We start from the raw sequence: 21370 nt of genomic DNA, 5'->3' as shown, positions 1-21370 counted from the left end.
TTTAGCGAACTCCCATACGTAGTAAATCATGAATATGAATAATGCCTATAATAATATTATCATCAACAATTGGTATATTAGTGATATTTTTGGCTTTCATTAAATTTAAAGCCTCTTTTGCAAATATTTCCGATGAGATATAAATAGGATTTTTGGTCATAATACTTGATGCTGTTTTTAAGTGGATTTGATCGTTAATATGACGACGTAAATCCCCATCGGTTATAATCCCTATCAAATTTTGGTTTTTATCCGTGACAAGTGTACAACCTAAACGTTTTTTATTCATAATAATTATAGTTTCGGTAAAGGAAGTATCTTCATATACTAAAGGTATTTCATCACCGCTACGCATTAGGTTTTTAATTTTTGTTAAATTAGCACCGATTGTACCTCCCGGATGATAAATTTTAAAATCATCTTTAGTAAAGCCTCGTTTTTCATGTATAACAGTCATTAAAGCATCACCTAGTGATAACATTATTAAAGATGATATAGTAGGAGCTCCAATTAAAGAAGCTTCCGGGTACTCAGGTACTATTAATAAAAAATCGCTGCTTTTAGCTAAAGTGGAATTCTTATTCATTGTCATTGCAGCAATTTTTATGGAAGAGTTTTTGCAATATTCAATTATATTAAATAGTTCTTTAGTTTCACCGGAATTAGATAGCATAATTACTAGATCATTTCTTGTCACCATACCTAAATCACCGTGACTTGCTTCTGCCGGATGTAAATAAAAAGCAGGCATACCAGTTGAAGAAAAGCTAGCAGCTATTTTTCTTGCAATATAACCGCTTTTGCCTATGCCGGTTAGGATTATCCGTCCTTTGAAAGATAATAAAAATTCTATAATTCTGTTGAAGTCTTCAGGGATATTTTTAGATAATTTTGCTAAAGCACGTGCTTCACTAGAAATAACCCTCTTTGCGATGATTTGGTAATTATTTGTGTGGTTCATTATGTGCTCATTTGTAAAAATCGTCATTGCGAGCAATTAAATACTTTGTGGTATGGCTCATTGTACGTTATTTTTGTATGAAGACCGATGTCATGCTCGCGTAGGCGGAATCCAGAAAATAACTTCAAGTATCGATATAGAAGTTATAAATTTGATGAAATAAATCTAAAAAAACAAGTTTTTTATAGGTTGTTTACTGGATTCCGCCTACGCGTGCATAACATCAATTGATCCACACGACAATGACATTTAATTAAAATACTTACGTTCTGTAATTACTTCAGCAGTTTCAGCATTATTATCTTCATTCCAAGCTCGTTTTTTACTAGAATCACGTCGCTCAGGTTCTGAATTTTCCTTAGCATTATTAACATTATTTTTTGGCTTTGGATTATTTGAAGCTTTATCCTGATAGGCATTTTTAATAGTTAGTTTTGCTTTGCCTTTATTGTCAAAGCCTATTAGCTTAACTTTTACTATATCGTCTTGTTTTAAAACACTGCTAACCGTTTCTATTCTTTCTTCTGAAATTTCACTAATATGAACAAAGCCATCTTTAGTACCTAAATAATTAATAAAAGCACCGGAATCTAAGACTTTCATTACCGTACCGTTAAATATTTCACCGATTTCAGGCTCAACGGTAATAGCTTTAATTTTATCTAAAGCGACTTTTAGCTTATCTCTATCTGAAGCATAAACAGAAACCGTACCGTCATCGCTTATATCTATTTTAGCACCGCTAGTCTCACAAATTTCCTTTATTACTTTACCGCCCGGTCCTATAATATCTCTAATTTTGTCCTTATCTATTTTTATAGTAGTAGTAGAAGGAGCATGTTTACTTAGTTTGCTATTTGGTTTACTGATAACTTTATTCATTTGCTCCAGTATATGCAAACGACCGAGTCGTGCTTGCTCTAAAGCTACTTTCATTATTTTAAAATCTACTCCGGATATTTTGATATCCATTTGTAATGCAGTAATCCCTTCGCTAGTTCCTGCAACCTTAAAATCCATATCACCGAAATAATCTTCATCGCCGAGAATATCCGATAATACGGCAAATTTTTTGCCTTCTTTAACAAGTCCCATAGCAATACCCGCAACCGGTGCTTTTATCGGTACGCCTGCATACATTAAAGCAAGAGAACTACCGCAAACAGTTGCCATTGAAGAAGAACCGTTAGACTCCGTAGTTTCAGCAACTACTCTAATAGAATAAGGAAATTGTACTTTATTAGGTAATATTGGATTAATAGCACGCCATGCGAGTTTACCGTGTCCGACTTCACGACGACTAGGTGCTTTCATCGGCATTGCTTCATTGACAGAGTAGGGCGGGAAGATATAATTAAGCATAAAACGCTCTTTATACTCACCCTCTAAACTGTCAACTAGCTGCTCATCTAAACTAGTACCGAATGTAGTGCTAACTAAGCTTTGCGTTTCCCCTCTAGTAAATAAAGCTGAACCGTGTGCAGAAGGTAGCAAACCTATTTCACAAGCAATTTGTCTTACATCCGTAGTACTTCTTCCATCGATACGTCTATTTTTTTCTAAAATCTCGTTACGTAATATATCTGATTCAACAGATTTTAAAGCCGATTCGATTTGATAATTACTATATTTTTTATTTTCTATATCGCTTACAAAATGTGTAAGAACTTTTTCAGGTATTAAATCTAAATTAGTACTACGTTCCTGTTTAGATTTAATCGCAAAAGCTTGTTCAATTTCTTTTACAAATAACTTCTCAATTTCTTTCTTTAATGAGGCAGGATATAAATCTTGCATTTCAAACTTTGGTTTTTTAGCTTCTTCTGCTAGTTCTTTAATTATCTTTATGACCGGCTGGAAGCTTTCAAACCCAAATTTTACGGCTTCTAACATTTGTTCTTCAGAGAGTAAATGAGCTTCTGATTCAACCATCATTACTGAGTATGCTGTTCCTGCAACTACTAAATCCAGCTGACTTGTTTTTAATAATTCAAGTGTCGGGTTTAAAACAAATTCACCGTTGATTAAACCTACTTTACTTGCAGCAACTATTTCTAGATAAGGAGCAGGGGATAGGCTAAGTGCAGCCGATGCACCGATAATTGCAAGTATATCTACTGGAGTTTCAGGATCATATGAAAGAACAGTACAAGTTACATGAGTTTCATTAACAAAAGCCGGATGAAATAACGGTCTAATCGGTCTATCTATTAAACGAGATACTAAAACTTCTCTATCTGATGATTTTCCCTCACGTTTCAAAAATCCCCCTGGTATCTTACCGGCAGCATATGCCATTTCTCTATAATTAATTGTTAAAGGGAAAAAAACTATACCCTCTTTTGCTTTGTTAGCTACTACAGCCGTACATAATAAAACGGAATTACCCATTTTCACCGTAACTGCCCCGTCAGCCTGACGTGCTATTTTACCTGTACTAAGCTCAAGAACTTTCCCGTTCCATGTAACACTCTTAGTTATTTCGTTAAACATCTATTATCTCATTGCATAATTTATATTTTATTCCAGATCTTTTATTATGTCATTCCCGCTTCCGCGGGAATGACATAGGTACACTACTTCACCTTCCTAATGCCTAGCTTACTTATTAAATCTAAATATTCGCTAACATTATTCTTTTTAATATAGTTAAGTAATCTACGGCGGCGTCCGACTAAAATTAATAATCCACGTCTTGAAGTATGATCTTTATGGTTAGATTTAAAATGCTCGGTTAAATTATTGATTCTTTCAGTGAAGATAGCACATTGCACCGCACTTGAACCGGTATCATTTTCCGTTATAGCATATTCTTTAATTAATTGTTGTTTACGTTCTGTAGTAATCGACATCGATAATTTCTCCTTAAATCGTTATAATAAATTAAATACCCGTAAAGAATTAAAGCAACTCTTGTTTAAGCTACCTATTGCAAGCAGAGTACCCTTATAGCGAACCCATAAAAGACTAATGTCATCTTCATAATCAAATAGGCATTTCTGTCCATATTTAATTTGCTGTGCTTGGCTGTCAGTCGCATCAAGAACCAGGATGTCGTCCAGCATTGCTTCTATCTTTATGCTTTTTTCCTCTAGGAAATTTTTGGTAATTTCGTCAGGCGATTTAATTCGGATAGCATTTTCTTCTTTAAATATTCCAACCTGAGTACGGCGTAATTCTACCACAAATCCTAAACTTTGCAAGGACAATGCCAAATCTTCTGCTAAAGTCCTTATATAAGTACCTTTTGAGCATTCCGTATAGTATATAGCGATAGCATTTTTCTTATCAAAATTTAAACATTTTAGATTATAAATCGTTATATTTCGTGGCTTTAATTCTACTTCTTTCCCCTCTCTAGCCAATTTATAAGCTCTTACACCGTTAACTTTAAGAGCTGAAAAAGCCGGCGGTATTTGTGTTACTTTACCGATAAACTTAGAACATACGGTATAAGCCTTTTCTTGAGAAGGGATATAATCTTTCGTTGCTATTACGGTGCCGGCATAATCGCCACTATCGGTTTGTAGTCCAAATTTTATGGTAAAAATATAGGTTTTTCTAGCATCAATTAGCAGCTGTATCAGCTTTGTAGCTTCACCTACGGCAAGGGGTAGTATCCCTTCTGCTTCAACATCTAAAGTACCGGCATGTCCTACCTTAACTTTTTTACCGAGTATTTTTTTTACCATGCTAACCAGTTTAGCAGAACTTATACCTCTTGGTTTATAAATATTTAACCAATAATTACTCATTAATATACTTCTATAAAATCAATGGTTAATAACTTGAAACTTTTTCATCATTGTGAGAAGAATTACGTAGTAATTCAACGAAGCAATCCAGTAAAAAAATGCTAATTTCAGCATTTTTTTACTGGATTGCCATGCGAACTAAAGGTCGCTCGCAATGACGATATCAACTATTTTTAGTTAATACCTCAAATTACACGAGTATATCCTTGACTTAAGTTGAGAAAATCTTTAATATATAACTCTAGCCAATAGCAAGATATAGGTTAGATCAAATAATGACGATTAACCCCAGTAGTATAGAAAATTCTTCCTCTAAAATCAATAGCCGTTTTTCCAAATTTACCGATTATATCTGGCCTATAAAACGCCACGAAGTTTCTAAATTTTTATTCATCACCTTATTAATGTTCTGTATTTTATTTATCCAAAATCTAATCAGAGCTTTAAAAGATAGTATTGTTACTACTATGATAAGTGCCGAGACTATCTCGTTTTTGAAGTTTTGGGGAGTAATGCCGTCAGCTTTCTTAATGACTGCTATATATGTAAAGCTTGTTAATAGGATAAAAGCAGAAAATATATTTTATCTTATTATATCAATTTTTTTAACATTCTTCGCTTTATTTGCCTACGTTATTTTTCCAAATCATGAAATACTGCATTTAAGCCCTGTAACCGTTCAAAATTTAACGGTAAGTTTACCTAATTTAAAATGGTTTATATTGCTTTTATCAAAATGGAGTTTTTCGCTATTTTATATAATCGCCGAATTATGGCCAAACGTAGTTTTTGCATTACTTTTTTGGCAGTTTGTTAATAATATTACTACCGTGGAAGAATCTAAAAGATTTTATCCGTTATTCGGTTTACTTAGTCAAACAGGTATTTATTTAGCAGGGCAGTTTTTAGAAAATTTAAGTAATATTAATGATTATGTAACTAATAAATTTGCATTGCAATCGTCTTTTCATACACTTTCTATACAAATTATACTAACTATAGTATTAATTTTAGGCATAATAGCTATTAAAACTTTTTGGTTGCTTAATCATAAAGTACTAGATAAAGAGCATATGGTGTTACTTAAATTTAAAGCAAAGAAAAAATCTATTACTATTGCCGAAAGTTTTCAGATGATTCTATCGTCAAGACATATTAGATTAATCGCAACTTTACTTATCTGCTATGGCATTGCCATTAATTTAGTAGAAGGTCCTTGGAAAGCAGCAGCTACTAAAATTTATAAAACTCCAACCGAATATGCAGCTTTTATAGGAAGTTATTTGAGCTACACTGGAGTATTTACTATTTTATTTGTCGTACTTGGTTCAAATATAGTTAGAAGACTTGGCTGGTTTACGGCGGCTGTTATCACACCTTTAATAGTTTTTATTACCGGTATATTATTTTTTGCTGTTAATAACTTTGAAGGATTTGCTGGCTTAATAATAGCAAATTTTATTCTAACTGATCCTGCTTTAATTGCTATAACAATAGGTGCTATTCAAAATGTACTTAGTAAATCAAGTAAATATACCTTATTTGATTCAACAAAAGAAATGGCTTATGTTCCTTTAGATCCGGAAATAAAAATAAAAGGTAAAGCTGCTGCCGACGTGATAGGTACAAAACTCGGTAAATCTGGTAGTGCATTTTTACAATCATTGGTATTTATAATATTACCTTCCTCTAGTTATCAATCTATTTCCATCTGTTTAATGATGATATTTATAATTACTTGCTTAACTTGGCTTTGGGCGACTAAAGAACTCAATAAAGAATATAAAAATTCCATTAAATTTTTTCAATAATAATGTCAGTTTTTTCTTGATATTACTAAAATCTCTATATATTATCTTTGACAGTATAATACAAACTGTGAAAAAATGCAGTGTTATTTGTTTTAACGTCATTGCCAGGAAATTACGAAATAATTGACGAAGCAATCTCAGGCAAAATTCCTGAGATTGCCACGCTCCTTTTTTTTAGTCGCTCGCAATGACGGCTCAGTATTCACGCGGGCAATAACATAATTACTTACAGTTTGTGCTAATTAGTTTTTGGTTAAATTAGAAGTTTTATGAGTCAAGATAATACTGGATATGAAAATGACGCAGGATATGAGTCCGATATAGATGCAAAAAAACAAGAGCAAGCTGCTCCTGCTCAACCTACATTAGATACAGCTGATGATGGTTTTAGCTTTACTCCTGCATCTTCTACTCAATCTACTTCTTCCATTAGTACTTTATCAGGCACTATTTCCCCTGACGGTCAGACATCAGACCCAATAACCGAGGCTGTAAGAGAAACAATTATACAGCCACAAAAAGATGAGGTAGCAGAACAAATATTAAAAGACCTGGCAGCCCTTGTAGACCGTGATTTAGCTGAACAAAAAAGAAAAGAAATAGAAGAGGAAAAAGAAAAAGATAAAACATTAAGTGCTTTTTTTGGTAACCCGGCTAATAGAGAATTGATTGATAAGGCTTTAGAAAATCCTGCACTTAAAAAGAAATTGGAATCAATAGAAATAGCAGGTTATAAAAATGTTCTCTTAACATATAGTGCCGCTAATGGATATCAGGGTGGATTTAAGCTGGTACAGTGGGAAAACCAAATAAGTGCGAGCGATCTTAGAGCCACGGTAGTTAAAAATGATGCAGGCGATGAACTCTGTACCTTAAATGAAACAACTGTTAAAACTAAGCCTTTTACTGTAGCTAAACAAGACGGTACTCAGGTTCAAATCAATTCATATAGAGAAATAGATTTTCCTATAAAACTTGATAAAGCCGATGGGTCAATGCATTTGTCGATGGTAGCATTAAAATCTGATGGCACAAAGCCCTCTAAAGATAAAGCAGTATATTTCACTGCTCACTACGAAGAAGGACCAAACGGTAAACCTCAACTTAAAGAAATAAGCTCACCGAAACCTTTAAAATTTGCCGGAGACGGACCGGATGCGGTAGCTTATATTGAGCATGGCGGAGAAATTTATACACTTGCGGTGACACGAGGTAAATATAAAGAAATGATGAAAGAGGTAGAACTACACCAAGGGCAGAGCGTTGACTTATCACAAACTATAGCTGAAGATTTAACAAAGGTACAAGGTCGATCTCAGGAAACACTGCAACCAACAATAACTCCGAATCAAGAATTAAAATCATCTATTGAAATGCCTACCACTACACAAGTACCTCCAATTACTCCTGCCAGCCAACCACTGCAAACTGAGACTTCACAAATGCCACAGTCGCAACAAGTGAATCCAAACCTCCTTAATGCAGCTACAGCTTTATCAGGCAGTATGCAAGATTTATTAAATTATGTAAATGCAGGTTTAACAAAAGAAAAAGACGGTAATACACAAATTGATTTAATTAACGAAGCAGCTACGGCAATTCTTAATAATGAGCAAGAAAAGCAGGCTAATATCATTGCTTTAACTGAGAATATGGTCAATAATAGTGCACTCACACCGGATAAAAAAGTAGCTGGAGTAAATGCGGTATTAGAAACCATAAAAAATAATCAGAATACCCCAGACCTAGAAAAAGCAAAAATGCTTGAAGCTACAGTAGCTATCGCATTAAATTCAGAGAATCTCGAACCGAAGCAAAAACAGCAGATGTTAGAAAAGGCAGTAGATGTCGGTTTAAGTCTTAAAGATGATACAAGTAGAGCTGCGGCAATTGACAGTATTACGGATGCTGTAATAAAAAGTAACCTTTCTACTGAAGATAAAGGGACAATGCTTATAGCAGTAGGTGATAAGGTTAATGCCTCTGAATTAAGCAATGCGGAAAAACAACAATTATTAGGTTCTGTATTAAAGAAAGGTGTAGAAACCCAAGTTCTCAGTCCGGAACAACAACAATTGATGCAGCAGAATTTAGATAAGATTACAGCGGAACAAACTAAAAATGCCAAAATAACAGAGGTGCAAGGGATTTTAGCTAACCCTGCATTTAATACTATCGCTAAAACTGAAGCAATACAAAATGTTACTACAAAGGTTTTAGATAGTCCGATTAAAGCAGAAATAAAAGGTGAAACGCTTGAAAGTATTACTAAGGTAGTTGCTGAGAGTCCTTTGAACGGTCAAGATAAAGCAGACATTGTTAAAGGTGTGGGAGAAGCTATAGCTAGTCATAAGACTATGGCACCTACAGAAAAAATTTCTGCTATAGAATCCGTAGAAACAGGGGTAGCCGAAAGTATAACAGATTTGGAAGATAAAAAGTTAATGACTAAAGGGTTAGTAGAGGGTATTTATGAAGACAACGCAAATCCTGAAATAACTTCTGAAATGACGAAAGCTGTTTCTAGAGGGGTTGATAAGAGTACTGAAGATAAACAAGCTCTTAAAGATGCAGCGAGTGAGGCAGTTTTAGATAGAGAAACTCAAAATTGCACTGAAGGGTTAAAAGGACAGAATTTAGAAGAACCTAAGCCTCGCGATGATATATATAACAAAGCTCGAGATGTAGCTGATGCATTAAAAAATGTTATTACCCCTGTTTTAGATGCTCATCCTGAAAAACGTGAAGTCTCAGAAGAAGAAGTTATGAAAAAAACCTCCAGTATATTAAATGATATCTCTAAGCTTGCAATTGCGAAAGTCAATAATTTTCGTGCTATGCTCTCTCCAGATGGTAATCTTAAGACTCTTGAAGAAAAAAAAGCTGAAGCAACAAAAAAAGTAGATGAGCTGGTAAAGGAATTTGGTACTAAATCTTCTACTGAAGAACAGCAAAGTTTCATTAAAGCTAATTTAACTGATGATAAAACTTTATCTAAAGAGGTACGTTTACAAACTATAGATAAGTTATTACAAGAACAAGCACAAAAACGAGCAGCAGCAATTGAAAACCCTAATGTTAAAACAGAAGATTTAAGGGTAGTATCAGGACAGTCTGAATTAAAACCTATAAGTAACGATGAGCCGGATATTGAAAAAACTAAAATGGTAGTAGGAAGAGATCGAGTTAATATTAAAGATAATATAAAAATTATGGGAGCATTAATGAATGCAAGAGATAGCATTATTCAATCGGAAAATTTAAATAAATCAATACCTATTAAAAAAGAGTCTTCCTTTCCGCCACGCTAATCAAGATTTGTATGCTGTATGTTATAATGGCAAGCAATGTCATTCCTGCGAAGTATTGTTACGTGGATCGGTTTTACCTCTGTCAATCCCATGGGGGCCTGTCCCCACGGTATGACACCGAATGCGTTTTATGGTCCACGCAGCATACCTTTCTGCAAACACAGGAAGCATGTTTTATATGGTTATTTTATCAATTAAGGTTACTTTTTCTAGATTCCTGCTTTCACGGGAATGACATTGAGATAGTTCCACAAAGCTGCTTTTAGCTAGGAAATAATTATAGAGACTATTTGGTTGAAGCTTGTGCCCTATAATGAGGGTCACAAAAGCATAAATTAAATATTTTACGAGCTAGCGTTTAGCTTATCTTTTCTGGCTAAACATTTTACTAGATTATTAACGGCTTGTTGTTCTTCCGTGCTATTAATTTTCATAAAATTTCTTGAAACTTCAATGCACATACGTTGATGTTGAGTATGTACAGGCTGCGGTTTATTAGCTTCTTCTAAACCTTCAAAGAAATAATCAATATTCCTATCTAAAGCTTCTGCGATTAGTACTAGCCTTCCTACAGAAATTCTATTAATTGCTTTTTCGTATTTTTGTAATTGTTGATGAGTAACATCAATTACTTCAGCAAGTTGTTGACGAGACAACCCCTTAGCGAGTCTTAAAGAATAAATTTTCTTACCGATAAAACTATCGATTTTTTGTATAATATCGTTGTTTCTACCCATTATCTTCTCCTTGGTTACTAATTATGTCTACATTTAAAAATTTTTTTTGAACAAAAATGATATTATCCTATATTATTATAAAACATGTGGTTATCAATAATTTTATACCATTAAACTTATCCAATTTTAAGTAGAAATAATACCATAAATTAATGTTATAAGCAACTATAAAATAACATTTTTTAAGTTTTTTGTAATCATTTGGTAAATAATTATTAAAGAATCGTGCAAAATTATTTCTTATCAAATAAAAATAGCATAAGAGCTTTACAATTATTTTAAAGATACAATATGAATATCTTATGTTTTAAAAACTTATTGACTTAGGTATAAATTACAATTTATACCAAAATAAAATTTTGGTGCATTATTGTAGAAAAATATAAAACTAATGCAAGGGAAAATTTCATTTCTATGTCAATATTTCAAATCAAAGATAAAATATAGTTTCATTTTAATTATAAATTAATGATTTACAGCGAACTTATTTAAGGTTAAATATAAAATTAATAATAACAACTAAAGCTTATAATGAGAAAAATTTTTAATTGTCTTTACGTAGCCTTATTTAGAACAATAGAAGATGATGGCGTTGAACATTCGGGATATATGTCATTCATGATACTTTTATCTATTTTCCCTTTCCTAGTATTCTTATTAGCTTTAACAAGCTTTTTAGGAGCTTCAGAACTCGGTCAAAATTTTATACAAATTTTTCTAGAGAGCCTTCCGGAACAAGCAACGGAATCAATAGAAAAGAGAATACGAGAATTACTAAGTGCTCCTCCTCAAAGTTTAATGAATCTTGCCATAGTAGGCAGTATTTGGACTGCTTCTTCTTTTGTAGAATGTTTAAGGACTATTTTAAATCGTGTATATCAAATAAAATCTCCCCCCCCTTATATAAGAAGAAGATTACTTAGTATTATACAGTTTCTTATAATTAGTGCCTTGATTACCTTTACTATGTTTCTTTTAGTGGTGATTCCAATATTATTTACAAAAATTCCGATAATATTAGAGACCATTGAAAAATATAAGATCATTTTAAATTTTACAAGATATTCTTTAATTTTCATTTTATTATTTTTAGGTGCCTCATCTTTGTATTATATATTACCTAATGTAAAACTAAATTTTATTGATGTATTTCCAGGGGCTTTATTAACTGTGATATTATGGGTAATAAGCGGCTATTTGCTTTCAACATATATAGTCTACTATAATCAACTAAATCTAATGTATGGTTCCCTTGGTAGTATAATAGTTACATTAATATTCTTCTATATTATAAATATGATATTTATCTATGGTGCGGAATTTAATTATCTCATGAAAAATTATGAAAATATAGAGTGAAGTGCAGCTTAAAGCACTTCATAAGTGTTGAATTTTACAAAAATAAAATACTTAATTGAAACAATTTCGGCAGTTTTATATTGAAAACTTTAGATCAATCTTTATTTTAGTTGTAAAAAAACAATTATTTTTTAGTTTTTAGGTTTTGTGAACAAAGTACAATTTATTTAAAAAAGTCCGGTTTAAATAACATAAAGCTCTCTTGAGATGACGTCGGTAATGGAGTTAAATTATATTGCGGATCGAAAGCGTTCCCGTAAATTTTTTCTATTTTTTGGAGCGCACTTGGAGATTTTAAAGCCAACAATATTGACTTTAAAATAGTAAAAATTGCTATATATGGATTGGTTTCGGGAGAAGATAAGCGATGCTCTAAACGTTTGGGAAAAGAATGAGGAGTTCGTACGGCTACGCTTCTATTATTTCCACCGTACGATATATGAGTAGGAGCCATATATTGTTTATTTATTCGTGAATAATCTAGAGTAGTAGGCATAAAAGCGAGTAGGGTATCTAGCATATAGTGACATAGCCCTTGTGCTGCTAAAATTATATAATAATCATTGAACTCGGAATTAAAATTAATATGAAAATGCATACTATTACCATAATCATCCAAAAACGGCTTAGGAGAAAAATCTATATACCCGTTTAACTGCTGTGCAATTTTTTTTAAAATATTTTTAACTTCTAATATATTTTTTATATATTGTATTAAGTTTACAGAAGGAGGAAGATCTATTTCAAATTGGTGATTGCCTTTTTCTTTTTTTATTTTAGAAATTTTGAATATAGCTAAGTATTTGCTTGAAAGTATTTCAAATTTAGCTATATCAATATTGTGACTTAAATAAAACTCTATTTCTACGCCTATAATAGGAATTAGGTTATAGTCTTGGTGAAATTGTGCTATTATTTTTTCTAACTGTTTATTTTTTTGTAAACGTTTGGATAAAGTATTAATAAAACTATTATAATTAATATAGGGTAGTGTCATGGAAGGATTAATAAACGAATCAGTTTATTATACAATTTTTGATAAAACATTCAATAATTCTAGTCATAGATATATAAAAAAAAATAACTCTATAAATGAAGCAGAAATAGTTGAAAACAAAAAATCTATTACTGCTTATTTTAAAGCACAAGATATTTTAATTTTAAACCAAGTACATAGCAATAAAATTGTTAATGCTGATAAGTCCATAATTGCCGTACCTGAAGCAGACGGCAGCATTACAACTAAAAAAAATTTAGTATTAGCTGTACAATCGGCAGATTGTGTACCAGTACTACTTGCAAGCGGTGATGGTAAAATAATAGGAGCGGCACACGCAGGTTGGAAAGGAAGCATAAACAACATTATTAGTAATATAGTTACTAAAATGACAGAAAAAGGAGCAAAGAATTTAATAGCAGTGATCGGTCCTGCTATAGCTCAAAGTTCATATGAAGTTGATGATGAATATTATAAAACTTTCTTAAGTAAAGATATTAACAATAAACAGTTTTTTATAAACTCGATAAAAGAAAATCATCATATGTTTGATTTACCGGCTTTTGTAGAGTTAAAACTTAAAGAAGCAGGCGTTAAAGATATAAAAAATATTACTGAAGATACTTACACAAATCCATTAAAATATCCAAGTAAAAGACGCTCAGATCATTTGCAAGAACCTTATAATCAGAATATATTATCAGCTATCGTAATTAAATAACAGTATTGTTAAATAAATATTGATGGTTTGAAAAAGCTACATCATTGCCAGCGGACATAGGCTACGTGGATACCACTCCGTCATTGCGAGAAGAAACTGCAAGTTTCAACGAAGTAAGGACGATATCGATCTTTATTTAGCAATGCCAAAATAATGCTTCATTTATCCGGAGTATATTAATGGAAGCAAGAGAAACATTACTATCAAATAGTTTATGCACCAAACGATATTTTTAAAAAACAAGCAGAATATATAGACATTGTTGATGATAATATTCGTACTATTGTCGATAAAATGCTTCAGACTTTATATATAGAAAGGGCAGTGGGTCTCGGTGCTAATATGGTAGGAATATTAAAGCGTATAGCAGTAGTTGACCTACATGAAAATAATAAATCATCGCCTATAGTTTTGATGAATCCGGAAATAACTTATTTTTCGGAAGCAAAACAAACTTTTATTGAGGGTTCTTTATCATTTCCAGGCATTGAAGCCTCTATTACACGATCAAAAGTAATCAAGGTAAAATATCTCGATTATGACGGTAATAAACAAGCACTAGAAGTAGAAGGCTTTTTAGCGACTGTAATTTAACATGAAATAGATTATTTAAACGGAAAAACTTTTCTTAGATTATTTATCAAAACTTAAGCGTGATACGTTCCTTAAAAAGATGCTCAAGCATATAAAACTCCATCCTCCACATATTCACGGTAGCAGTTGTAGGCATTAATTAATTCTTAAAATAATAAAACTTTCTTGACTATTAATAAAAAAAGTATAATTTATTTACAATTTTATTTTTTATTAATAGATATGAAGGAAATATTTTATGTATCAACAACAACTAAATATATCTAATCAATATCCGGAAGAATGTTATATAGATCAAGAGGCTGGAATACTTAAAACACCTTGTAATTTATATAATCACTCATTGAAAATCATAAATAATACAGAATCAATAAAATCTAGAGCAGGTGTAACAGGAACGGATATATGTGGGTAACAAAAGATTTACAAAAGGAGGCTTTAGTATTTGAAATGGCCGATGCGCTAGCATATCTTTGTTATAATAGTTTTGGTGATAAATGAAATATAGATAAGGTAAAATTATATATAGCGGTGGGAAAAAATTTAGGCAGTGAAACATGTAAATAACTCATGAATGGTCAAAATAATGAAAACTTTGATCTTAGTGAATTTTTACAAATTAATCCAAAATACTCTCAAAATCTTTTAAACAAAGCCGAGCAATTTGCTAGTATATGTAAATCTAATGCAACAAATATTTCTAATGATACTGTATTATATAATGATACAGTTTTAGAAAGCTTACCGTCCATTTCTTAGAGTGGATTTGCTTGATATTTTTAAAATTCATTTAACATTACAAGATAAAATAGTGTATTATGGACATAGAGAACTATAAAGTATATAGGAAAACGCATTATTGAAAAAGTGTCTGATTTTGGTGAAAAAATTCATGAATTTATTGATACCGGTAACAATAAAAATGTTAGTACTAATGTCAATACTAGTAAAATTACCACTACCTTAATAACTACTACAACTACTTATTCAAATAATCATACACCTTATAAAACTACTAAAATCAGGAACGAACATAATAAATGTTACGGTGAAATACGTTGTTTCTTCACGTATTTCACCGTAACATTATAAAAACCCATATAAAATTTAGATTAAATAAACATTACCCAATAACAATTATAGAATATAGATCACTTTCTCTTCCTGATAAAATAATCCCTAGATGGTCTTTTGATTTTCAATTTGTTCTTAGCAGTCCTAACGGTGATAAGATGGAGGCAAAAGATAATGCGTATCTAGGAATTAATTATAATCTTGAAGGTAAAATATGTAAATTAACTGTACCAAATCCTCCCATAGTTTCTTAAAACCCTCTTTGGCCTGCTTTAGTCATGTATCATGGTCAAATTTATACATTACCTGTAAATGGTGGACATTATAACTACTTAGTGCAAAAAGTATCTGAACATAGCGGAATGGTAACAATAGGGCATGAAGACCCGCCTTATTCTTTAGAATTAATAGGTTAATATTTTCAGTGTGCTAATGGAAGTATGGCTAAATTACAAAAATGGCAGTAAAACAAAAATCACATCTTTACAAGCCTTAGCCAAGCTTCCCAGTCACGTTTGCCTAAATCTTCTTCAAATGATAATAAGTCTTTTACCGTCTGCTTACATATTTCTACGGAAGGGATTATAATCTCTTGTTCTTTTGTGGAATTTAGTAAACATTGTGTTTTACAAGCTTGTTCTAAATGGTAAGTATAAAACATAGCTTCATGAATAGTTTTGCCGCAGGTAATAGCACCGTGATTACGAAGTAACATCACATAATTTTGCTTAAGGTCATTAACAAGTCTACTACTTTGCTTGTCAGTATCTAGCACTAGAGAATTATAATCATGATATGATATTCTGTCGTAAAAATGTAATGCCCATTGACTGAGCGGTAAAAGCCCGCATTTTAAAGCAGAAACTGCTATACTTGCGGGAGTATGATAATGAAAAACGCCAGAAATATCAGGACGTGCTTTATAAATACTACCATGAATAAAGTAACCGGTTTTATTATATTGATATTCTTCCCCTTCTAAAATTTTTCCGTCTAAACTCACTTTTAAAAGATTCTCCGTAGTTACTTCTTCAAACCTTAGTCCAAAAGGATAAATATAGTAAAAATTGGCATTTTTAGGTCTTGCGGATAGATGCGTATAAGTATGATCATCCAGCGATAAATATGCCATTATCCGGTAAGCGGCAGCTAAATGATATTTTATATCCATAATTGTTAAAATCTATATTGGTTTTATGTCATTCTTGCATGGCGTTGACATTGTTTATGTCATTCCCGCTTTCGTGGGAATGGACACAGGAAGGAGCTATGCAACAAATCTCCAAAAGCTATTTAAAGGGAGCGTATACTGTTTCTTCCTTTATCTCTATCGTTGCTTCTTTAGGCGCTTTTATACATTCTTGTAAAGATTTTTGCCCTAAATATGGTGCTAGATTATAATTTAATATATAACATTGTAAATTATCTTTCTTACCGCCAAAATTAAATTTAATTTTATTGCCTTGCTCCAATAGCGTTTTAATCTCTGTCGTTTTTTGAATAAAATTCTTTTGTTCTAAGTTTAAGTATTTGATTCTTAGTATATTTTTTATTACGGAAAATGTAGAAATAGCAAGAAGCAGAAGGAATATAAATAATTCTTTATTACTTTGCTTATTTAAGAAAATACTATTTTGAATATATGAAGCTGCAATCATTCCGATAGCTATCACATAACATCCAAGATATCTAAGTAACGATGCTCCTCTAATTGCCTCTTCATAACTAAAGTTACAGAAATATAAATATAACCGCCATAAAGCAAAAATTATAAAACATCCAAACGTACTTATCAGGAAAAATTTATATTCTTGCAGCAAATCCGGTTTATATTTATGAATTCCGTACCATGCAGCTATACAAATAGTATATACAACTAAACTGCCTTCTTTTACTAAGAATAACAAGAGAAATTTACCGTAATTTAGTAATAATGCTCTATGCTGTTCATTAAAATTTTCAGCAATATATATCAAATTGCTAAAACTATGTTCGCCTCTGTCAAAAAAATCATGAGTATTTTGAAAATAACTCATCCAAATAAAATGACACAAAATTGGTAAGGTAAGTAGAATTAGATATATAATGTAATCACTTGATTTTTCAGGTTTTTTATAAAAAATTGTATAATGAGCTATAAGAATTATCGAAGCAAAACTTGCAAACCATGTTCCAATTTCTCGGAAAAGTGCAAGCAATATCGTAATAGGTAAAATAAGCAATAATGCTTTTTTCTTGTCTTCCTCAAGGATATAAATAGTAAAAATAGCTCCGAACATTAAGCCAATAGTACTATCATTATATATAGAGCGAATTCCTGTCGTATATAATACTACGCTGCAAAGTAAAAGTGAAAACAACATTCCAGTTTGCCAGAGCTTCTTATTTGCGGCTAAAGGAGCTAGAAATGCTAAATGTAATAAGAAATGAGCAAATAATACGTTACCGTCCGAATAACCTGAAAGTGAAAGCATAAAGTAATGATAAACGGCAGCACCTCTAGGATAATGTGCATGAGTAGTAATAATAGAAGTGAACGAGTTTTGACTTTCAAAAATACCGGAATATAGCAATTCCTTAGTAAATATCCCCCAGTGCGAGAAATCATCATAAGCATGCAGCGATGCTTCCCTTGTATAAAGAAAAAATATGAAGATTATTAAAGCGAATATGATGATTTCAATTATATTTTTGCTAGATTCCTGCTTCCGCAGGAATGACATAAAGGGCGAGGATGACATGAAAGCTAAAAATATACCGATGAAATAACTTACATGTGTTGTAGCCGGTAATAGCTTTAACATAGCAAAGCAATATAAAATCGGTACTAATATGCTGATTGTTACGGGAATAGTGAAGGTCAATTTTGTTTTGAAATATTTGGCCAAAAAAGACGCAAACCCAAAAATGCTTAATATCGGTATTATGATCATATTAATTTGTAAATAATTTTTTGGTCATTGCGAGGAGCTATAAAACCCACTGTGTCACCCCTGTGGCTTGACCACGGGATCCAGTTAAAAATACTAAATTTATTAGTATTTTTAACTGTTTTTATGGACTTCGTGGTCAAGCCACGGGATGACGACAGAGGGGAAATTGAGCCACGAGGGCAACGCCTCTTTATCACCCGTGTTTAATCTTAGCTTGTGCTGCGGCGATTCTGGCTATAGGGATACGGTATGGAGAGCAAGAAACATAGTTTAAATTCATTCTATGAAAAAATTCTATAGAAGCAGGGTTTCCTGCATGTTCCCCGCAAGCTCCGAGTTTCAAATTAGCATTACTGCTTTTTCCTCGTTTTATAGCAATTTCAATTAATTCTCCTACTCCTTCTTCATCTAGAGTAGTAAATGGATCGGATTCAAAAATCTTTTCTTCTAAATAATATGGAAGAAAAGAGGCAATATCATCTCTAGAAATTCCATATGTAGTCTGAGTTAAATCATTAGTACCAAAACTAAAATAGTCAACTTCCTTAGCTATTTTCTTACTGTCGAGTGCTGCCCTTGGTAGTTCTATCATAGTACCGAGCGTAAAAGAAAATTTGTATCTATAACGTTGCTCTAATTCCTCTATTACCTCATAAATATCCATTTTAAGCTTTTTTATTTCACCTACATTGCTAATTAAAGGAATCATTAGTTCTAAGTTACATTCTATATGTTCTTTTTTATGTAGCTCAAAAATAGCCGTAAAAATTGCTTCAATTTGCATTTGGTAAATTTCCGGTGAACATATACCAAGTCTACATCCACGGTGACCGAGCATAGGATTTACTTCATGCATAGCATGAAGACGTCGATTAATCATGGATAAAGGTAGATTTAAGCTGTTTGCCAAATTCTTTTTATCTTCTTCAGTAGTAGGTAAAAACTCATGTAACGGCGGATCAAGTAATCTAATATTTACCGGTGTGTCTTTCATTACTCTGAATAAAGCTTTAAAATCCTCCGTTTGCAGAGGTAATAATTTCTGCACGGCAAGCTTTCTATGTTCTATATCAGGAGCAATAATCATTTCCCTTACTAAAGGAATTTTATTTTTATCAAAAAACATATGTTCGCTACGACACAAACCTATACCTTGAGCACCCAATTTTATAGATACTAAAGCATCATTAACCGTTTCGGCATTTGCACGAACTTTTAAGCTACTAATCTCGTCTGCCCAATCTAAAATTAACTTTGATTCCTCACTGAAAGTAGGTTGAATTAACGGCATTTCACCTAAGAAGATTTTACCGCTACCTCCGTCAATCGTGATAATATCACCTTGTTTAATAACTATGTCACCTGCTGTTAATATTTGTTTTTTCTCATCTATAGATAAATTACTTGTACCGCAAACACAAGGCTTCCCCATACCTCTTGCCACAACTGCGGCATGTGAAGTCATTCCGCCTCTAATAGTTAAAATACCTGCAGAAACATGCATTCCGTTAATATCTTCGGGGCTGGTATCATGACGCACTAAAATTACTTTATGATGATGAGATAATTTTTCAGCATCATAAGGCGAGAATACTGCAATACCCGTTGCAGCACCCGGAGATGCAGGAAGCCCGTCGGCAATAGAAGTAAGCCCCTTACTGTAATCAATGCTTGTATGCAATAATTGATTTAATGATTCCGGATCGATTCGCATTAATGCTTGTTCTTTAGAAATAAGCTTTTCTTCTACCATTTGTACGGCAATATTAATAGCAGCGATGGCTGTTCTTTTTGCAGTACGTGTTTGTAAGATATATAGCTTATTATTTTCTATAGTAAATTCTATATCCTGCATATCTAAGTAATGTTCTTCAAGCTTTTTCGCAATTTGTGATAATTCCTTAAACACTTCCGGCATCATTGCTTGCATAGAATTTGAATCATTTGCAATAATAGGCATAGGTGTTCTAGTGCCTGATACTATGTCTTCACCTTGAGCATTTATTAAAAACTCTCCAAAGAGCTTTTTTTCTCCTGTAGAAGGTGATCTAGTAAAAGCAACTCCCGTAGCTGAAGTTTTACCTAAATTACCGAAAACCATTGCTTGGATATTAATAGCCGTACCGAAACCCTCCGAAATATTATTGATTTTTCTATATATAACCGCTCTATTACTCATCCAAGAATGTAGCACCGCTTTAATTGCCGATTCTAATTGTTCATAAGGATCATTAATTAGTTGCTTAGTATACTTAATATGCAACCGTTTGAAATCCTCAATAATTTTTTCTAATAATTCTACGGTAATATCACTATCTTTATGAATATCGGCTTGAATCTTGTGCTTTTCATAAATTTGTTCAAATAGATCACTCGGTATAAATAATACCGTTGAACCATACATTTCTAGAAATCTTTTGTAACTATCAAGAGCAAATCGTTTATCACCACAGGAATCTGCAAGAGCATTACACACTTCATTATTCATTCCAAGATTAAGGATAGTATCCATCATTCCAGGCATTGAAATCGTAGAACCAGAACGCACCGATAATAATAGGGGATTGCTTGTGCTGCCGAAAATTTTACCGGTAGTTATTTCAAGTTTGGTGATAGCTTTTTTTAAGTCGTTTTGAAAATTTTTAGGAAAGTTATTATTGTGGGTATAAAAGTAATTACATAGCTCCGTAGTTATTGTAAAACCATCAGGAATAGGTAGTTTTAGATTAGACATTTCAGCAAGACCGGCACCTTTGTTACCAAGTACATTTTTTATGCTAGCGTTTCCGTCACTACCATTACTGCCAAAATAATAAATTAATTTTTTCATATCATATTTTCATATCATATATTAAAATTTGCTAACATTTATGTGTTTAGAAGCATTAAATACATATTTATACAGTATGAAAAAAATAGTAGCAATGTTAAATTGAAGAATATCTTTAATAAAATAGTTGAAATTTTAAATTTGTTAATATAATTTGCTATGGCACTGTTGCAAATAGGGAATATAGTATATAAGGAATAGAGTAATAAATTGTTATAGATAAGCTTTATGAATATTTTAAGAGACGTCATTTTAAATACGACATAATAATATGGGCGGTAAGGTGG

The 21370-nt window shown here is 32.2% G+C and carries 19 protein-coding genes and 1 pseudogene; 11 read left to right on the top strand and 9 right to left on the bottom strand.

What is annotated here, in order from left to right:
- Position 1 precedes the first annotated feature (1 nt).
- The 4 genes from ACKTSD_RS04375 to truB form a co-directional block, all read right to left on the bottom strand.
- Positions 2–961 (bottom strand): KpsF/GutQ family sugar-phosphate isomerase, encoded by a 960-nt coding sequence (locus tag ACKTSD_RS04375; RefSeq protein ID WP_412708172.1) that lies wholly within the window; start codon positions 959–961, stop codon positions 2–4.
- Positions 962–1210: 249 nt separating this feature from the next.
- Complete coding sequence (gene pnp / locus ACKTSD_RS04370) at positions 1211–3454, bottom strand: polyribonucleotide nucleotidyltransferase (RefSeq protein WP_412708171.1); 2244 nt, start codon at positions 3452–3454, stop codon at positions 1211–1213.
- A gap of 83 nt (positions 3455–3537) precedes the next feature.
- Positions 3538–3813, bottom strand: a complete 276-nt coding sequence (rpsO, locus tag ACKTSD_RS04365; RefSeq protein ID WP_412708170.1) for a 30S ribosomal protein S15 — start codon at positions 3811–3813, stop codon at positions 3538–3540.
- Positions 3814–3834: 21 nt separating this feature from the next.
- Positions 3835–4716 (bottom strand): tRNA pseudouridine(55) synthase TruB, encoded by an 882-nt coding sequence (gene truB, locus ACKTSD_RS04360; protein ID WP_412708169.1) that lies wholly within the window; start codon positions 4714–4716, stop codon positions 3835–3837.
- Positions 4717–4991: 275 nt separating this feature from the next.
- On the opposite strand from truB, the gene tlc4 reads away from it, so the two are divergent.
- The gene (tlc4, locus tag ACKTSD_RS04355; RefSeq protein ID WP_412708168.1) at positions 4992–6527 is read left to right on the top strand and encodes an NTP/NDP exchange transporter Tlc4; all 1536 of its coding nucleotides are present in this window, start codon (positions 4992–4994) and stop codon (positions 6525–6527) included.
- Between the two features lie 269 nt (positions 6528–6796).
- Positions 6797–9838 (top strand): Sca4 family spreading effector, encoded by a 3042-nt coding sequence (locus tag ACKTSD_RS04350; RefSeq protein ID WP_412708167.1) that lies wholly within the window; start codon positions 6797–6799, stop codon positions 9836–9838.
- Between the two features lie 344 nt (positions 9839–10182).
- On the opposite strand, the gene ACKTSD_RS04345 is transcribed toward ACKTSD_RS04350, so the two are convergent.
- The gene (locus tag ACKTSD_RS04345) at positions 10183–10575 is read right to left on the bottom strand and encodes a helix-turn-helix domain-containing protein (protein WP_412708166.1); all 393 of its coding nucleotides are present in this window, start codon (positions 10573–10575) and stop codon (positions 10183–10185) included.
- A gap of 531 nt (positions 10576–11106) precedes the next feature.
- Between ACKTSD_RS04345 and ACKTSD_RS04340 the strand changes: the two genes are divergently transcribed.
- Positions 11107–11934, top strand: a complete 828-nt coding sequence (locus ACKTSD_RS04340) for a YihY/virulence factor BrkB family protein (RefSeq protein ID WP_412708165.1) — start codon at positions 11107–11109, stop codon at positions 11932–11934.
- Positions 11935–12097: 163 nt separating this feature from the next.
- On the opposite strand, the gene ACKTSD_RS04335 is transcribed toward ACKTSD_RS04340, so the two are convergent.
- Positions 12098–12931: a type I glutamate--ammonia ligase gene (locus ACKTSD_RS04335; RefSeq protein ID WP_412708164.1), complete on the bottom strand. Its 834-nt coding sequence runs from the start codon at positions 12929–12931 to the stop codon at positions 12098–12100.
- On the opposite strand from ACKTSD_RS04335, the gene pgeF reads away from it, so the two are divergent.
- From pgeF to ACKTSD_RS04305, 6 genes and pseudogenes are all read left to right on the top strand, one after another.
- Positions 12930–13652 (top strand): peptidoglycan editing factor PgeF, encoded by a 723-nt coding sequence (pgeF, locus tag ACKTSD_RS04330; protein ID WP_412708163.1) that lies wholly within the window; start codon positions 12930–12932, stop codon positions 13650–13652. The two genes, ACKTSD_RS04335 and pgeF, sit on opposite strands and share 2 nt — an antisense overlap.
- A 179-nt stretch (positions 13653–13831) precedes the next feature.
- Positions 13832–14385, top strand: a pseudogene (def, locus tag ACKTSD_RS04325) (peptide deformylase).
- A gap of 99 nt (positions 14386–14484) precedes the next feature.
- Positions 14485–14661, top strand: a complete 177-nt coding sequence (locus tag ACKTSD_RS04320) for a hypothetical protein (protein ID WP_412708162.1) — start codon at positions 14485–14487, stop codon at positions 14659–14661.
- A gap of 155 nt (positions 14662–14816) precedes the next feature.
- A complete protein-coding gene (locus ACKTSD_RS04315) occupies positions 14817–15005 on the top strand; it encodes a hypothetical protein (protein WP_412708161.1) in 189 nt (62 codons plus the stop codon).
- A gap of 108 nt (positions 15006–15113) precedes the next feature.
- Positions 15114–15338 carry a hypothetical protein gene (locus ACKTSD_RS04310; protein WP_412708160.1) on the top strand — a complete coding sequence of 75 codons (225 nt, stop codon included), beginning with the start codon at positions 15114–15116 and terminating at the stop codon, positions 15336–15338.
- A 260-nt stretch (positions 15339–15598) separates the two neighbouring features.
- The gene (locus tag ACKTSD_RS04305; protein WP_412708159.1) at positions 15599–15736 is read left to right on the top strand and encodes a hypothetical protein; all 138 of its coding nucleotides are present in this window, start codon (positions 15599–15601) and stop codon (positions 15734–15736) included.
- Between the two features lie 59 nt (positions 15737–15795).
- On the opposite strand, the gene ACKTSD_RS04300 is transcribed toward ACKTSD_RS04305, so the two are convergent.
- Together ACKTSD_RS04300 and ACKTSD_RS04295 are read right to left on the bottom strand one after the other, a co-directional pair.
- Positions 15796–16491, bottom strand: a complete 696-nt coding sequence (locus ACKTSD_RS04300; RefSeq protein WP_412708158.1) for a class II aldolase/adducin family protein — start codon at positions 16489–16491, stop codon at positions 15796–15798.
- Between the two features lie 118 nt (positions 16492–16609).
- On the bottom strand, positions 16610–18124 hold the full coding sequence (locus ACKTSD_RS04295) for a hypothetical protein (RefSeq protein WP_412708157.1): 1515 nt from the start codon (positions 18122–18124) through the stop codon (positions 16610–16612).
- Between the two features lie 28 nt (positions 18125–18152).
- Between ACKTSD_RS04295 and ACKTSD_RS04290 the strand changes: the two genes are divergently transcribed.
- Both ACKTSD_RS04290 and ACKTSD_RS04285 read left to right on the top strand, forming a co-directional pair.
- The gene (locus ACKTSD_RS04290; protein WP_412708156.1) at positions 18153–18269 is read left to right on the top strand and encodes a pyruvate phosphate dikinase; all 117 of its coding nucleotides are present in this window, start codon (positions 18153–18155) and stop codon (positions 18267–18269) included.
- Between the two features lie 35 nt (positions 18270–18304).
- On the top strand, positions 18305–18460 hold the full coding sequence (locus ACKTSD_RS04285) for a hypothetical protein (protein ID WP_412708155.1): 156 nt from the start codon (positions 18305–18307) through the stop codon (positions 18458–18460).
- On the opposite strand, the gene ppdK is transcribed toward ACKTSD_RS04285, so the two are convergent.
- Entirely contained in the window at positions 18447–21083 is a 2637-nt protein-coding gene (gene ppdK / locus ACKTSD_RS04280) for a pyruvate, phosphate dikinase (RefSeq protein WP_412708154.1), read from the bottom strand. The two genes, ACKTSD_RS04285 and ppdK, sit on opposite strands and share 14 nt — an antisense overlap.
- Positions 21084–21370 lie beyond the last annotated feature (287 nt).

Source organism: Candidatus Rickettsia kedanie (assembly GCF_045865205.1).
In the GTDB taxonomy this organism is placed as follows: Bacteria; Pseudomonadota; Alphaproteobacteria; order Rickettsiales; family Rickettsiaceae; genus Rickettsia; species Rickettsia australis.
The sequence above is the reverse complement of the archived record's forward strand: the minus strand, read 5'-3'. Positions and strand labels throughout refer to the sequence as shown.

Coding starts and splice junctions, on each gene's coding strand:
- truB (WP_412708169.1), bottom strand. CDS start 4,716: ATGAGTAATTATTGGTTAAATATTTATAAACCAAGAGGTATAAGTTCT.
- ACKTSD_RS04290 (WP_412708156.1), top strand. CDS start 18,153: ATGCTGATTGTTACGGGAATAGTGAAGGTCAATTTTGTTTTGAAATAT.
- ACKTSD_RS04375 (WP_412708172.1), bottom strand. CDS start 961: ATGAACCACACAAATAATTACCAAATCATCGCAAAGAGGGTTATTTCT.
- pnp (WP_412708171.1), bottom strand. CDS start 3,454: ATGTTTAACGAAATAACTAAGAGTGTTACATGGAACGGGAAAGTTCTT.
- ACKTSD_RS04300 (WP_412708158.1), bottom strand. CDS start 16,491: ATGGATATAAAATATCATTTAGCTGCCGCTTACCGGATAATGGCATAT.
- ACKTSD_RS04315 (WP_412708161.1), top strand. CDS start 14,817: ATGAATGGTCAAAATAATGAAAACTTTGATCTTAGTGAATTTTTACAA.
- ACKTSD_RS04345 (WP_412708166.1), bottom strand. CDS start 10,575: ATGGGTAGAAACAACGATATTATACAAAAAATCGATAGTTTTATCGGT.
- pgeF (WP_412708163.1), top strand. CDS start 12,930: ATGGAAGGATTAATAAACGAATCAGTTTATTATACAATTTTTGATAAA.
- ACKTSD_RS04335 (WP_412708164.1), bottom strand. CDS start 12,931: ATGACACTACCCTATATTAATTATAATAGTTTTATTAATACTTTATCC.
- ACKTSD_RS04295 (WP_412708157.1), bottom strand. CDS start 18,124: ATGTTAAAGCTATTACCGGCTACAACACATGTAAGTTATTTCATCGGT.
- ACKTSD_RS04350 (WP_412708167.1), top strand. CDS start 6,797: ATGAGTCAAGATAATACTGGATATGAAAATGACGCAGGATATGAGTCC.
- ACKTSD_RS04305 (WP_412708159.1), top strand. CDS start 15,599: ATGTATCATGGTCAAATTTATACATTACCTGTAAATGGTGGACATTAT.
- rpsO (WP_412708170.1), bottom strand. CDS start 3,813: ATGTCGATTACTACAGAACGTAAACAACAATTAATTAAAGAATATGCT.
- ACKTSD_RS04340 (WP_412708165.1), top strand. CDS start 11,107: ATGAGAAAAATTTTTAATTGTCTTTACGTAGCCTTATTTAGAACAATA.
- tlc4 (WP_412708168.1), top strand. CDS start 4,992: ATGACGATTAACCCCAGTAGTATAGAAAATTCTTCCTCTAAAATCAAT.
- ppdK (WP_412708154.1), bottom strand. CDS start 21,083: ATGAAAAAATTAATTTATTATTTTGGCAGTAATGGTAGTGACGGAAAC.
- ACKTSD_RS04320 (WP_412708162.1), top strand. CDS start 14,485: ATGTATCAACAACAACTAAATATATCTAATCAATATCCGGAAGAATGT.